Origin of the sequence: Planotetraspora thailandica (genome assembly GCF_016863335.1) — a bacterium.
Taxonomy (GTDB): Bacteria; Actinomycetota; Actinomycetes; order Streptosporangiales; family Streptosporangiaceae; genus Planotetraspora; species Planotetraspora thailandica.
On the sequence record NZ_BOOR01000073.1, the window covers coordinates 1 to 13,761 of the forward strand.

Genomic DNA, 13,761 nt, shown 5'->3' on the forward strand with positions numbered 1-13,761 from the left:
CCAGGGGTCTTTCCCCTGCAATACATTCCCTCGCAAGACAAGACACGGGCCGAGCCGTACGATCACGGAGATGCAGATGGGCTCGGGGTATCACGAGACGCGCGGGCCGTGCTGGGGCATGAGGCTGAGGCGGTGACCGGGGTGGTGCGGTTCACGGGCCGGCCAGCTGGTCGCGGCGACGGGTGAGATACGCCGCCTCGGCGGTGTTGCCGGCCAGACCGATGGCCCGGTCATACGCCGCCCGTGACTCCACGCTCCGGCGCAGCAGGTCGGCGCGGGTGGCATGGAAGGCGTGGTAGCCCTCCAGCGGCAGACCGTCCACCTCCGCCAGCGCGACCTGCGGGCCGTCGATCTCGGCGACCGCGATCGCCCGGTTGAGCCGCACGATCGGCGAGGGGTCGAGCCGGACCAGCTGGTCGTAGAGCGCGACGACCTGCGGCCATTCGGTGTCACGGATGTCGCGGGCGTCGGTGTGGACAGCGTTGATCGCGGCGAGGATCTGGTAACGCCCCGGCGCCTGGCCGGAGGAGAGGCGCGCACGGACCAGGGTGTGCCCCTCGGCGATCAGCTCGCGGTCCCAGGCGCCGCGGTCCTGCTCGTCGAGGGCGACGAGCTCACCGTTGGCCGATACCCGCGCGGCCCCGCGGGCCTCCGTCAGAAGCATCAGCGCCAGGAGTCCGGCGATCTCGCCGTCCGCCGGCATCAGGGCACGGACCAGCCGGGTCAGCCGGATCGCCTCGGCGGTCAGGTCGCCGCGGACCGGCTCCTTCTCGGGGTCCGAGGCTAGGTAGCCCTCGTTGAAGATCAGGTAGAGGACGGAGAGGACCCCGGTGACCCGAGCCGGGAGGTCCTCACGTAACGGCACGCCATAGGGGATCTTCGCCGCCTTGATCTTCGCCTTCGCGCGGGTGATCCGTCGGCCCATAGCGGTCTCCTCGACCAGGAACGCGCGGGCGATCTCGGGCACGGTGAGCCCGCCGACCATCCGCAGGGTCAGCGCAACCCGCGCCTCCATGGCGAGAGCGGGGTGGCAGCAGGTGAAGACGAGGCGGAGCCGGTCGTCGTCGAGGGCGCCGAGCGGCTCGGGGGCGTCGAACAGCATCAGCGCCTCCTTGTGCTTTTCCTCGCGCCTGACCTCGCGCCGGAGCCGATCGATGGCCTTGCGGTGGGCAGTGGTGATGAGCCACGCGCCGGGATTCGGCGGGACGCCGTCGACCGGCCAGCGCTCTACGGCGACCGCGAACGCATCGGCGGCCATCTCCTCGGCGATGTCGAGGTCCCCGAGGCGCCTGGCCAGGGTCGCGACCACCCGGGCCCACTCCTCGCGGTGGACCCGGATGATCACCTCGCCGACGTCGGTCATTCGCCGAAGAACGGCCGGAGCTCGATCCTCCGGTTACAGTGCTTCGACCCCAGGGCGGCGAGCCGCAGCGCCACGTCGAGGTGGGGGGCATCGATGATCCAGAAGCCGGCGATGTGCTCCTTGGACTCCAGGTAGGGCCCGTCGGTGAACACCGGCTCCCCGCCCCTGCCGTCGACGACGGTGGCCGTGCTGGGCGACGCGAGGCCCCCGGCGAAGACCCAGTGGCCGTCGGCCTTGAGCTGCTCGTTGAAGGCGTCGATCGCGGCCATTTCCTCCGCAGTGGCGAGGCCGGCCGTCTCGTCGAGCACGGACATCTGATACTGCGCCATCGGGATCATCTCCTGTGGTCGTGTGGCCGCCCCCTCGGGCCGCCTCTCACCCCTGCTACGAACGCCGCTGCCTCGATCCGACACACTCTGCGAGGTTTCTCGAGGATTTTCGTACGCCGCGTGGCCACGACGACGGGCTCCGGGGAGCTCCGCTACGACACGTTCGCCCCGACCGGGAATCGCTCGCCGGCTATCAAGCGGATTACATGCGACCGCCCGCGGGTTCCTCAAACTGCTTTAGAGGAACCCGCGGGCGGGTGGCGATTCAGGTCATCCGGAGACGAGGCGATACCCGACTCCGCGGACGGTCTGAATCATCTTGTCCTCGTCGTCGCCCAGCCGGGCACGCAGCCGCTTGACGTGGACGGCGATCGTGTTCGTTGAAATGGTGTCCGTGGAATGCCACACGTGCCGCATGATCTGCTCGCGCGTGACGGTCCTGTCGGCGTTGCGCATCAGGTAATGCAGCAGCTCGAACTCTCGTAGCGGCAGATGGACGATTGTCCCTGCCACCTTGACCTGGTAGGCCGAGACGTCGAGCTCCACGTCGCCGATCGTCAGCACGACCCGATGGTCGCCCTGCCGCCGGAACGCGGCCTGCACAAGCGGGAGCAGTTCATGCACCCGGTACGGCCGGGCCACGCATGCGGTCGCCCCGGCTTCGAGAGCCTGGAGCGCCTGCTCGGTATCGCCCCCGAAGTCGATACCGAGCAGAACCGGCACGGCACGGGCCAGCCGTACGGCCCGGACGAACTCGACCGGGCCGACGATGGGCAGAGACGAACTGATCAGCACGGCGTCAGGGTTGAGCGCGCCGGCCTGGAGCAGCGCCTGAGCGCCGTCCACGGCCCCGGTCACGTCGACCCCTTCGGCCTCCAATGCCGTCGCCAGCTGTTGAATGAGGCCGGCGTCCGGATCGGCCACCAGAAGCATGGGTGCCGACCGAGTGTCCCCCTCCACTGCGGGTGCCGCCACCCGATCCTCCTATGCGGTTTAGCCGAAACGTCCGGTGATGTAGTCCTCAGTGGCTTTCTGCGTCGGGTTGGTGAAGATCTTGGAAGTCTCGTCCATCTCGATGAGCTTCCCGGGCTGACCCTGCGCGGCGAGGTTGAAGAACGCCGTCTTTTCGCTGACGCGGGCGGCCTGCTGCATGTTGTGCGTCACGATGACGATCGTGAACTCCTGCTTCAGCTCGGAGATCAGATCCTCGATCGCGAGGGTCGAGATCGGGTCGAGGGCCGAGCAGGGCTCGTCCATGAGCAGGACCTGCGGCCTGACCGCGATGGCCCGCGCGATGCACAGGCGCTGCTGCTGACCGCCGGACAGGCCGGCACCGGGCTTGTTGAGCCGGGTCTTGACCTCGTTCCACAGGTTGGCGCCCTTGAGCGACTCCTCGACGACGCCTTCCAGCTGCGACTTGGAGAAGCGGCCGTTCAGCTTGAGGCCCGCCGCCACATTGTCGAAGATCGACATCGTGGGGAACGGGTTAGGGCGCTGGAACACCATGCCGATGGTGCGGCGTACCGACACCGGGTCGACGCTGGGGCCGTACAGGTCCTGGTCCTCCAGGCGGACCTTGCCTTCGACACGAGCTCCGGGGATGACCTCATGCATACGGTTGAGGGTCCGCAGGAACGTCGACTTGCCACAACCGGACGGGCCGATGAAGGCCGTGACCGAGCGCGGCTCGATGGTCATCGAGATGCCCTCGATCGCCTTGTGCGACCCATAGTAGGCGTCGAGATCGGAGACCTCGATCTGCTTGGCCATCTCTCATCCCCTCTTCGCGGGCGAACGCCACCACGAGATGAGGCGCGCGACCAGGTTAAGCAGCATGATGATCAGGATCAGCGTGAGCGCCCCGGCCCAGGCCCGGTCGATGGCCGTGTCATTGGGGCGGCTGGCCTGATCAAAGACGTACAGCGGAAGACCCATCTGCGGCCCGTTGAACGGGTCGTTGTTGATGGAGTCGGTGGAGAACACGACGAGCAGCAACGGAGCCGTCTCGCCTGCGACGCGGGCGACGGCCAGCATGACGCCCGTGACGATGCCGGTGAACGCCGTCGGGAGCACGACCTTGACGATCGAGCGCCACTTGGGCACGCCGAGCGCGTAGGACGCCTCTCGCAGTTCGTTCGGCACGAGGCGCAGCATCTCCTCCGCCGATCTGACCACCGTCGGCATCATCAGGATCGAGAGCGCAAGCGCGCCGGCGAAGCCCGAGAACGGCATGCCGAGAGCGAGGATCCAGAACGCCAGGATGAAAAGGCCGGAAACGACGGAAGGGACGCCGGTCATGACGTCCACGAAGAAGCTGACGATCCGCGACAACCTGCCGCCGTTGCCGTACTCCACCAGGTAGATGGCGGTGAGCAGGCCGATCGGCACCGCGATCAGTGAAGCGAGCAGCACCTGTTCGAGAGTGCCGATGATCGCGTGGTAGGCGCCGCCGCCCGCGTCTCTGGCGCCGATGTTGCGCATCGAATGCGTGAGGAACTCGATGTCGAACCGCTTGAGCCCGTTCCTGATGACCAGCCACAGAACCGACACGAGCGGGACGACGGCGATGGCGAACGCGAGGTAGACCAGGGCTTGGACGGCCCGGTCCTTGACGCGCCTGCCGGCGGAGATGGGTTGGATTCCGGTCACGACTGTCACGCTGCGGCCCTCGCGTATTCCTTGCGGCGGGCGATGACGAGGCGGGCTGCCGTGTTCACCAGCAGGGTGATGAGGAACAGCACAAGACCGGACGCGATGAGGGCGCCGCGGCCGATGGGCGTGGCCTCGCCGAAGCCGTTGGCGATGTTGGCGGCGATGCTGTTGCCGTTGGCGCTGAGGATGCGGAACGAGATGGTGAAGGTCGCCGGGAAGATCAGGGCGACGGCGATCGTCTCGCCCATGGCCCGGCCGAGGCCGAGCAGCGCGGCGGTGATGACGCCGGGACGGCCGAAGGGAAGGACGGCCATCCTGATCATTTCCCAGCGGGTGGCGCCCAGGGCGAGCGCCGCCTCCTCTTGGATCCGCGGAGCCTGGAGGAAGACCTCTCGGGAGATCGCGGCGATGATCGGGAGGATCATGATCGCGAGCACGAGCGACGCCGTGAGCATGCTCTTACCCACCACCTGGTCGCCTCCGAAGATCGGGATCCAGGCGAAGTATTTGTTGAGGAAGCTCGACGGGGACAGCATGAAGGGCACGAGGAAGGCCACGCCCCACAGGCCGTAGACGACGCTGGGGACGGCGGCCAGCAGGTCCACCAGATAGCCGAGTGCGGAGGCGAGGCGACGGGGTGCGTAGTGAGAGATGAACAGGGCGACGCCCACCGCCACAGGAGTGGCGATGATGAGCGCGATGAACGAGCTGATGAGGGTGCCGAAGGCCAGTGCGCCGATTCCGAAGACGGGCTGGGTGGCGTTCGGGTTCCAGGTCAGTTCGGTCAGGAAGTGCGACGTGTTCGCCTGAAGAGCGGGGATCGCCTTCACGACGAGGAAGACGCCGATCGCCGCCATGATCACCAGCAGGACTATGCCTGAGGCGGTCGACAGGAAGCGGAACGGGCCATCGCCGCGGCTGCGCCGGAAGGCGGGCCGGCGCATCGCCGGCCCGCCTTCGGTCTTCGAAAAAGACGTGGCCATCAGGGTTAGGAGATCGCCTCGACAGCGGTCCGGACCTTGCTGATGAGGCTCGCCGGCAGCGGCGCGTAGCCGAGCGTGGTGAGGGCCTGCTGGCCGGCGTCGCTCGCCGTGTAGCCGAGGAAGGCCTTGACCAGCGGGAGGTCCGTGGCCGAGAGACCCTTCTCACAGGTGATCTCGTAGGTCACCAGGACGATCGGGTAGGCGCCCGCCGCCTTGGTGGCGTAGTCGATCTTGAGCTTGAGGTCGTTGCCGGTGCCCACGACCTCGGCGGCCTCGACCGTCTTGCCCGCGTTCTCCGGGGTGAGGTCGACGAACTCGCCCGAGCCGTTGGCGACCTTGGCGGTCTGCAGGCTCGAGTTCTCGGCGAAGGACATCTCGACGTAGCCGATCGCGCCCTCGGTGCTCTTCACCGAAGCGGCGACCTGGTCCGAGCCCTTGGCGCCCTGGCCCTTGGCCTCGGCCGGCCACGCCTTGCCCGACTCGTACGGCCACTCGGCGGTCGCCTTGAGGAACTTGGTGAAGTTGTCGCTGGTGCCCGACTCGTCCGAGCGGTGGAACGCCTGGATGGCGGTCGAGGGCAGCGTGGCGCTGGGGTTGTCGGCCTTGATCGCCGGGTCGTCCCACTTGGTGATCTTGCTGTTGAAGATGCCGCCGATGGTCTTCGGCGACAGCTGCAGGCCGTCAACGCCCGGCAGGTTGTAAACGACCGCGACGGGGCCGATGACCATGGGCAGGTTGATCGCCTTGCCGGTCTTGCAGCGAGCGTCGGCCTGAGCGGGCTCGCCCTTCTCGTCGTTCAGCGCCGAGTCGGAGCCGGCGAACGCGACGGTGCCCTGGATGAAGGACTGGACACCCGCGCCGGAGCCGCTGGGGTTGTAGTTGACGCTCACGCCGGGGTTCGCGGACTGGAAGCCCTTCTTCCACTCGTCGACCGCGTTCGCCTGGGCGGAGGAGCCGGCGGCGTTGATCGTGCCCGACAGGCTGCTACCGGTGGCAGCGCCCGAGGGGGCGGCCGAGGTGCCAGAGTCGCCGCTGTTGTTGTCGGTGCCGCATGCGGCGAGCGAAAGCGCGCCGATAATGGCGGCCGCGGCAAGCCGGCCTGCATACTTCACGGTGATTCCTCCCGCTTGTCTTCTCGTCGCCCAGGACACTAGGGATCCAAGGTGACCGGATCGCTTGGTAAAGGTGAACGAGTAGTGAACGGGCCTGGTCTCTTGTGGTGATCGTGACAAATAACGAGCAGGTCACGATGGGTGTGCGGGAGTATTGGTTCATGAAGCACGTATGTCTGGTATGCATGGGAAACATCTGCCGCTCCCCTATGGCCGAGGTCGTGTTGCGGAGCGTCCTCGCGGCCAGGGGGCTCGACGTGGTCGTCGACAGCGCAGGCACGGGGGGATGGCACGCGGGCGACCCCATGGACGAGCGTGCCCTCGCCACCCTGGCCGCGCACGGATACGACGGCTCAGCCCACCGCGCCCGCCAGTTCGACCCGTCCTGGTTCGCCGAGCGCGACCTCATCCTGGTGATGGACGAGGACAACCTGCGCGCCCTGCGCCGGATCGCCCCTCCCGGCGCCGATATCCGGCTTCTCCGCTCGTTCGACCCCGCCGCCCCCGAAGGGGCCGAGGTCCCTGACCCCTACTACGACGGCAGGCAGGAGTTCGAGGAGGTGCTCGCCATGGTCGAAGCGGCGGCGGAGGGGCTGGCGAAACACCTTGAAGATCACTAAGGATCTCGGCCGGAGCCATGCCTGGACCCTGCACGAGGCCGCTCTCCCCGACGGCCGGCGGGCCTTCGTCAAGAAGGGCGGCGACTTCACCGCCGAGGCCGCGGGCCTGCGCTGGCTGGCCGAGTCGGAGGCCGTTGCCGTACCCGAGGTGATCGAGTCCGGGGCCGGCCATCTGGTGCTGGAGTGGATCGAGACCGGACCGGCGACCGCCGCGGCGGCCGAGCGGTTCGGCCGCGAACTCGCCGCGTTGCACACCTCGGGCGCGCAGGGGTTCGGCGCGCCCTGGCCCGGGACGATCGCCGAGCTACTCATGGACAACACGCCCGCCCCGGACTGGCCGTCGTTCTACGTCTCCCGCCGCGTCCTCCCCTTCGTACGGCAGGCCAGGGACGCCGGGCAGCTGACGGCGGCCGACGTCGAACTGGTGGAGGAGGCGTGCGAACGCGCGGGCGAGGTGGGCGGGCCCCCCGAGCCGCCCAGCCGCATCCACGGAGACCTGTGGAACGGCAACCTGCTCTGGGCGACCGAAGGAAACGCCTCCGGGTGGGTCGTGCTGGTCGATCCGGCCGCCCACGGCGGGCACAGGGAGACCGACCTCGCCATGCTGGCGTTGTTCGGTGCGCCCCACCTGGCCACGATCACGGGCGCGTACCGGGAGGCCGCACCCCTGGCGGACGGGTGGCGAGAGCGGGTGCCGCTGCACCAGCTCCACCCATTGGCCGTGCACGTCTGCCTGTACGGCGAGGCCTACCGGGGCAGTCTCCTGACCGCGGCGGCCGACGTGCTCGCCATGTGACGTCAGGAACGCGACAGGCGCTTGAGCACCTCGCCGTGCAGCAGGCCGTTCGTGCAGACCATGCTGCCGCTGTCGAGGGGGCCGGTGCCGTCGAGCGCCGTGCAGGTGCCGCCGGCCTCCTCCACGATGACGGTGAGCGCCGCCATGTCCCACGGCGACAGCTCGGGCTCGGCGGAGACGTCGACCGAGCCCTCGGCGACCATCATGTGCGACCAGAAGTCGCCGTAGCCGCGGCTGCGCCACACCTGGCGGGTGAGGTCGAGGAAACCGTCCAGCCGGTTGTCCTTCTCCCATTCCTCCAGGTCGGAGAACGCGAAGGAGGCGTCGCCGAGCCGGCCGACCGCCGACACCTGGCAGCGGCTCGCCTTGGTGAGGCTGCGGCCGGTCCAGGCGCCTCCGTCCTTGACGGCCCACCAGCGGCGGCCGAGCGCGGGAGCGGAGACGACGCCGACGACGACCTTGCCCTCATCCATCAACGCGATGAGGGTCGCCCACACCGGCACGCCGCGCACGTAGTTCTTCGTGCCGTCGATCGGGTCGATGACCCACGAGCGCATGCCGTACCCCGTGCGGCCGAACTCCTCGCCCACGACCGCGTCGCGGGGCCGGGCGCGGCGCAGGGTGCCGCGAATCGCCTCCTCCACGGCCCTGTCGGCGTCGCTGACCGGCGTGAGGTCAGGCTTGGTGTCGACCTTCAGGTCGACGGCCTTGAATCGGCGCATCGTGATGTCGTCGGCGGCGTCCGCCATCACATGTGCGAGTCGCAGATCGTCGCTGTATCCCATCACAGGCCCCAAGTTATCGTGCCGGACCCCGATTACATCAGGTCCGGATCGCTCCAAAACGTACTGATCGGTAACCTTCGATCATGGACATCGCGGCTTTCCTCCTCGACAGCGTGCCGTTCGCGCGGCTCCTCGGCATCACCTTCGACTCCGTAGGGGCCGGCACGGCCGTCGCCCGCCTGCCCGACCGCGACGATCTGCACAACCACGTGGGCGGGCCGCACGCGGGCGCCCTGTTCACCCTCGCGGAAACCGCCTCGGGCGCGGCCATGCTCTCGGCGTTCGGCGACCAGCTCTCCCGGGCCGTCCCCCTCGCCACCCAGGCCACCATCCGCTACGCCAAGCTCGCCGAGGGCGAGGTGACGGCCTCGGCCGTCCTCCGCGCCGACCGGGCCGAGGTCGTCGGCGAGCTCGACGCGGGCAGGCGGCCCGAATTCGACGTGACCGTCGAGATCGCCGGGGCGAACGGCGCGGTCGTCTCCGAGATGACCGTCTCCTGGACGCTGCGCCCCAATCGCTGATCAGTCGTCGTCTGATCCCTCGCGGCTGGCCAGCAGGCGGCGCAGCGACTCCAGCCGCGCGGGATCGGCATGGCCCTCCTCGACGTACCTGTCGAGCGCGCAGCCGGCACCGCTCAGGTGGGTGCAGCCCTTGGGGCAGTCGACCGTGGCCTCGTTGAGGTCCGGGAAGGAGGCCAGCACGGTCTCCACGGACACGTGGGCCAGGCCGAAACTGCGCACCCCGGGCGTGTCGATGATCCATCCGCCGCCCGGCAGCTCCAGCGCCACCGCCGAGGTCGAGGTGTGCCTGCCCCTGCCGGTCACCGCGTTGACGTGCGACACGGCCCTCCTGGCCTGCGGCACCAAGGCGTTGACCAGCGTCGACTTCCCCACCCCCGAATGGCCGACGAGCACGCTCACCCGGTCGGCGGTCCGCTCCCGCACCTCGTCGAGGTCGCCGCCCTTCTCCACGACGACGTACGGCACGCCGAGCGGATCGTAGAGGGAGACCAGCTGCTCCGGCGAGGCGAGGTCGGCTTTGGTGAGGCACAACAGCGGATCGATGTCGGCGTCGAACGCGGCGACCAGCATCCGGTCGATCATCCGCGGGCGGGGCGGCGGGTCGGCGAGCGCCGTGACGATCACGAGCTGGTCGGCGTTGGCCACGATCGGACGCTCGACGTCGTCGATGTCGTCGGCACTGCGCCGCAACATCGACGCGCGCTCCTCCACCCGCACGATCCTGGCCAGGGTGTCCGGGTGCCCTGTGACGTCGCCGACGATCGCGACCTTGTCGCCGACGACGATCCCCTTGCGGCCGAGCTCTCTCGCCTTCATCGCGACCACGAGCGTGCGCTCGGGCCTCTTGGCGCGGCGGCGGCTCGTTCCCGGGATGCCGGGCCCGACGAGGCAGGTGTAACGGCCCCGGTCGACGGCCACGACGAAACCCTCGACCGCCTCTTCATGGGCAGGGCGCACCCGCGTCCGGGGGCGGGACCCCTTGCCCGGCCTCACCCTGACGTCGTCCTCGTCGTACTGCCGTTTCCTCAGCGCGCGCGCCCCGATCGTCTCGTGCGCACGTCCGTGCGGCCCTTCACTTCGCGTCCGCCCCCGTGTCGCCCAGCATGGCCGCCCACATGGCTGGGAAGTCGGGCAGCGTCTTGCCCGTGGTCGCGATGTCCTCGACCCGCACTCCTGGTACGGCCAGGCCGATCACGGCGCCCGCCGTGGCCATCCTGTGGTCCTCGTAGGAGTGGAAGACCCCGCCGGTCAGCGGCCGGGGGTGGATCTCCAGGCCGTCGGCGGTCTCCCTGGCGTCCCCACCGAGGCGGTTGATCTCGGTGGCGAGCGCGGTGATGCGGTCGGTCTCGTGCCCGCGGATATGGGCCACCCCGCTGATGCGCGACGGTCCGTCGGCGAGCGCGGCCAGCGCGGCGACGGTCGGCGTCAGCTCGCTCACCTCGTGCAGGTCGGCCTCGACGCCCCTCACCGCGCCCGTGCCGGTGACGCGGAGGCCGCCGGGCAGCCGGGTCACGGTCGCCCCCATCAGGGCGAGGAGGTCGCGGAGCTGGTCGCCGCCCTGTGTCGTCTCCTCCGGCCAGCCGGGGATCTCGACCGTGCCGCCCGTGACGAGTGCGGCGGCCAGGAACGGGGCCGCGTTGGACAGGTCGGGCTCGACGGTGACGTCCATCGCCTTGATCGGCCCCGGCTCGACCCGCCAGACGTCCTCGGCAGAGTCGTCCAGCACCACGCCCGCCTGCCGCAGCATGTGGACGGTCATCGCGATGTGCGGCATCGACGGCACCGGGGGGCCGCTGTGCCGTACGGTCACGCCCTTCTCGAAGCGCGCGGCCGCCAGGAGCAGGCCGGAGACCATCTGGGACGAGGTGGATGCGTCGAGCACGACCTCGCCGCCCACGATCGGGCCCCGGACGGTGAACGGCAGCGCCTCGCCGTCCACGGTGGCGCCCAGGGCGCGCAGCGCCCCGAGGATCGGGCCCATCGGCCGCTTGCGCGCGGCCGGGTCGCCGTCGAACGACACCGGGCCGTCGGCGAGCGCGGCCACCGCCGGAACGAACCGCATGACCGTGCCCGCCAGGCCGACGTCGATCGTCGCCCCGCCGCGGACCGCTCTTGGGGTGATCGCCCAGTCGACGCTCGAGGTGCTCTCGTTCGACGGGGTCATCTCCGCGCCGAGCGATCGCAGCGCCGCCGCCATGAGATCGGCGTCGCGGCTGCGCAGGGCCAGCCGTACGACGCCGGGGCCGTCGGCGAGGGCGGCGAGCAGCAGCGCGCGGTTGGTCACCGACTTGGATCCGGGCAGGCGGACGGTCGCGCGGACCGGCTCGGCCGCGGCCGGGGCCGCCCAGAGAGCCGCCGCGTCACGCGATTCGGACTGCGGAGTGGACATGCGAGAAGCCTATCGTCGCGGCCTCCCCGGGACCCATGCAGCCGAGCCCGCACCGCGCCCGGGTCGTGACGATCACCCATCGGTGGTGGCAGGCTGGGGCCCATGTGCGGGAGATACGCGTCGGCGCGCAAGAAGCACGAGCTTCTCGAGGAGTTCGAGGTCGAGCTCGACGGCGCGCCCGACCAGGAGCTCGGAGCCGACTACAACGTGGCCCCCACCAAGGAGGTCTACGCGGTCATGAGCCGCGTGCCCAAGATCGAGGGAGCCCGGGCGGTGCGGCAGCTCCGGGTGGTGCGCTGGGGCCTGGTGCCGAGCTGGGCCAAGGACCCGTCGATCGGCTCGCGGCTCATCAACGCGCGGATCGAGACGGTGGGGGACAAGCCCGCCTTCCGCAGGGCGTTCGCGTCGCGGCGGTGCCTGCTGCCCGCCGACGGCTACTTCGAGTGGATGCCGACCGAGGACAAGAAGAAGCAGCCCTATTTCATCCACCCGGCCGACGGCGGGGTGCTCGCGATGGCCGGGCTGTACGAATTCTGGAAGGACCCCACCCGGGCCGACGACGACCCGCTCAAATGGTTGTGCACGTGCACCGTGATCACGACGACCGCCGAAGACGATCTGGGCCGCATCCACGACCGCATGCCGATGATGGTCGAGCGCGACCGCTGGGGCGAGTGGCTCGACCCCGGGATGCCCGACCCGGCGCACCTCCTCGTGCCCGCGAGCCCCGGCAGGCTCGTGGCGCATCCCGTGTCCATCGCGGTGAACAACGTGCGCAACAACGGCGCCTCCCTGATCGTTCCGGTCGAGGGCGAAGGGAACGGATCGGCCAACAATGGGAACGGCGGCACGCTTTTCTAGAACACCAATGGTGTAAGTAGCGCGCTAAATGGGCATCCGGTGAGGAAAGCGGTTCACTTCGCCGTAATAAATGCCGACCTGTCGGGAGACCGGGGCTCTCGGCGGGTGTTCCCCACACTCCCGGAGGTGCGGATTCGTGGATGTCGCGACCGCGCGTATGCGCCTGGAAATCATGCTCGAAGAGCTCGATCGCTCGATAAGGGTTCTCAAGGGCGATCCTGTCGCCGTGCCGGAAAGGTCCGCGGCCGACGCCGGATCCGACCTCACCGACGCCGACAGGACCCAGGCCATGCTCGACGTCGCCTCACGGCAGCGCAAAGAGGTGCTGGAGGCGCTGAGCCGCATCGACGGCGGCGTCTACGGCCGGTGCGTCGACTGCCGCCGCCCCGTGCCCGAGGGACGACTGGACGCGCGGCCCGAGGCCGCCCGGTGCGTCCAGTGCCAGTCGAAGCGGGAACGCCGCCGCTAACCGGGTTTCCTGGCGCTCGCGACGAGGTGGATGCCCACCGTGTCGTCGTCGGCAGGCTGGCTCTCCAGTTCTGTGCGGACCAGCCAGCCCAGGGAGCGGCTGTTGGAGCCGAGCACCCGGTCGACCATGGACGGTGACAACACGGTCCTCGGGCGGACCCACTCCACCTCGAGCCCGGCTCCGGTGACCAGCTCCCGCACCTGGGCGCTGGTGAAGCAGCGGGTGATGCCGCCGTCCGGCCACGGCACCAGCATCACCTCGCCCGTCTGGCACAGGTGCGCCCAGTAGTTCTGCTCGGCGAGGATCGCCATGCCCAGCACCAGGGAGTCGACGCAGACCAGGGCGCGCCCGCCGGGCTTGAGGACCCGGGCGATGTCCTCCATCACCGACTCGGCCATGATCTCGATAGACAGCACGCGTTCCTCGGCGACGACGGCGTCGACGACGGCGTCGGGGAGGAACCCGAGGTCGTCGGCCCTGACCTTCTGGGTGAGGTCGGAGGCGTCCCTCAGACGCCGCTCCGCCGGCCTGCGGAAGTCCATGACCTCGATGACCCGGTGCCCCGCACGGGCCGCCTGGGAGGGCCAGCGGCCCCGGCCCCCGGAAAGGTCCACGAGGAGTGAGGGCTCGGCGGGAAGCCACGTGCGCAATTGCTCGGCGACGACCGCATGGTAAAAGGTCCAGTACGGCCCGAGGGTGCCCGAGCCGTTGAGTTCGTTGGCCGGAATAGGCAGCACGAGCGGCTCCTGGACGTCGATTTCCGGGCTACCAGCCGGTACGTATGTATTTCCCCTTGCGGAGGCGTTCGTCACCTCAAACTGCACCGGGAACAGACTCTACGCCCGCCCGGTTACAGGTGAGCATGAACACGTTGGTGCTGC

Annotated in this window: 16 protein-coding genes; 5 read left to right on the forward strand and 11 right to left on the reverse strand. The window is 69.4% G+C overall.

Going from position 1 to position 13,761, the window contains the following annotated elements:
- Positions 1–151: 151 nt before the first annotated feature.
- From Pth03_RS36020 to pstS, 7 genes are all read right to left on the reverse strand, one after another.
- Positions 152–1,363: an RNA polymerase sigma factor gene (locus Pth03_RS36020; RefSeq protein ID WP_203948969.1), complete on the reverse strand. Its 1,212-nt coding sequence runs from the start codon at positions 1,361–1,363 to the stop codon at positions 152–154.
- Positions 1,360–1,692, reverse strand: coding sequence for a YciI family protein (locus Pth03_RS36025; RefSeq protein WP_203948970.1), 333 nt, complete (start codon positions 1,690–1,692; stop codon positions 1,360–1,362). Before Pth03_RS36025 ends, Pth03_RS36020 begins: the two co-directional genes overlap by 4 nt.
- Positions 1,693–1,962: 270 nt before the next feature.
- The gene (locus tag Pth03_RS36030; protein WP_239119628.1) at positions 1,963–2,667 is read right to left on the reverse strand and encodes a response regulator transcription factor; all 705 of its coding nucleotides are present in this window, start codon (positions 2,665–2,667) and stop codon (positions 1,963–1,965) included.
- Between the two features lie 18 nt (positions 2,668–2,685).
- Positions 2,686–3,462 (reverse strand): phosphate ABC transporter ATP-binding protein PstB, encoded by a 777-nt coding sequence (gene pstB / locus Pth03_RS36035; RefSeq protein ID WP_203948971.1) that lies wholly within the window; start codon positions 3,460–3,462, stop codon positions 2,686–2,688.
- 3 nt (positions 3,463–3,465) lie between these two features.
- On the reverse strand, positions 3,466–4,341 hold the full coding sequence (gene pstA, locus Pth03_RS36040) for a phosphate ABC transporter permease PstA (RefSeq protein ID WP_203948972.1): 876 nt from the start codon (positions 4,339–4,341) through the stop codon (positions 3,466–3,468).
- A gap of 5 nt (positions 4,342–4,346) precedes the next feature.
- Complete coding sequence (pstC, locus tag Pth03_RS36045) at positions 4,347–5,327, reverse strand: phosphate ABC transporter permease subunit PstC (protein ID WP_203948973.1); 981 nt, start codon at positions 5,325–5,327, stop codon at positions 4,347–4,349.
- A 5-nt stretch (positions 5,328–5,332) separates the two neighbouring features.
- Positions 5,333–6,439 carry a phosphate ABC transporter substrate-binding protein PstS gene (gene pstS, locus Pth03_RS36050; protein WP_203948974.1) on the reverse strand — a complete coding sequence of 369 codons (1,107 nt, stop codon included), beginning with the start codon at positions 6,437–6,439 and terminating at the stop codon, positions 5,333–5,335.
- 209 nt (positions 6,440–6,648) lie between these two features.
- Between pstS and Pth03_RS36055 the strand changes: the two genes are divergently transcribed.
- Both Pth03_RS36055 and Pth03_RS36060 read left to right on the forward strand, forming a co-directional pair.
- Positions 6,649–7,059, forward strand: coding sequence for a low molecular weight protein-tyrosine-phosphatase (locus Pth03_RS36055; protein ID WP_239119629.1), 411 nt, complete (start codon positions 6,649–6,651; stop codon positions 7,057–7,059).
- Positions 7,046–7,855, forward strand: a complete 810-nt coding sequence (locus tag Pth03_RS36060; RefSeq protein WP_203948976.1) for a fructosamine kinase family protein — start codon at positions 7,046–7,048, stop codon at positions 7,853–7,855. The genes Pth03_RS36055 and Pth03_RS36060 overlap by 14 nt, the downstream gene beginning before the upstream one ends.
- A 2-nt stretch (positions 7,856–7,857) precedes the next feature.
- Here Pth03_RS36060 and hisN read toward each other — a convergent pair whose 3' ends face one another.
- Complete coding sequence (gene hisN / locus Pth03_RS36065; RefSeq protein WP_373318657.1) at positions 7,858–8,640, reverse strand: histidinol-phosphatase; 783 nt, start codon at positions 8,638–8,640, stop codon at positions 7,858–7,860.
- Between the two features lie 83 nt (positions 8,641–8,723).
- On the opposite strand from hisN, the gene Pth03_RS36070 reads away from it, so the two are divergent.
- On the forward strand, positions 8,724–9,161 hold the full coding sequence (locus tag Pth03_RS36070) for a DUF4442 domain-containing protein (RefSeq protein ID WP_203948978.1): 438 nt from the start codon (positions 8,724–8,726) through the stop codon (positions 9,159–9,161).
- Here Pth03_RS36070 and rsgA read toward each other — a convergent pair whose 3' ends face one another.
- Both rsgA and aroA read right to left on the reverse strand, forming a co-directional pair.
- Positions 9,162–10,190 (reverse strand): ribosome small subunit-dependent GTPase A, encoded by a 1,029-nt coding sequence (gene rsgA, locus Pth03_RS36075; RefSeq protein ID WP_203949021.1) that lies wholly within the window; start codon positions 10,188–10,190, stop codon positions 9,162–9,164.
- Between the two features lie 43 nt (positions 10,191–10,233).
- Entirely contained in the window at positions 10,234–11,550 is a 1,317-nt protein-coding gene (aroA, locus tag Pth03_RS36080) for a 3-phosphoshikimate 1-carboxyvinyltransferase (RefSeq protein ID WP_203948979.1), read from the reverse strand.
- 102 nt (positions 11,551–11,652) lie between these two features.
- Here aroA and Pth03_RS36085 point away from each other — a divergent pair, with 102 nt between their 5' ends.
- Both Pth03_RS36085 and Pth03_RS36090 read left to right on the forward strand, forming a co-directional pair.
- Positions 11,653–12,411: an SOS response-associated peptidase gene (locus tag Pth03_RS36085; RefSeq protein ID WP_203948980.1), complete on the forward strand. Its 759-nt coding sequence runs from the start codon at positions 11,653–11,655 to the stop codon at positions 12,409–12,411.
- A gap of 136 nt (positions 12,412–12,547) precedes the next feature.
- The gene (locus tag Pth03_RS36090) at positions 12,548–12,880 is read left to right on the forward strand and encodes a TraR/DksA family transcriptional regulator (RefSeq protein ID WP_203948981.1); all 333 of its coding nucleotides are present in this window, start codon (positions 12,548–12,550) and stop codon (positions 12,878–12,880) included.
- On the opposite strand, the gene Pth03_RS36095 is transcribed toward Pth03_RS36090, so the two are convergent.
- Positions 12,877–13,617: a class I SAM-dependent methyltransferase gene (locus Pth03_RS36095; RefSeq protein WP_203948982.1), complete on the reverse strand. Its 741-nt coding sequence runs from the start codon at positions 13,615–13,617 to the stop codon at positions 12,877–12,879. The two genes, Pth03_RS36090 and Pth03_RS36095, sit on opposite strands and share 4 nt — an antisense overlap.
- Positions 13,618–13,761: the final 144 nt, after the last annotated feature.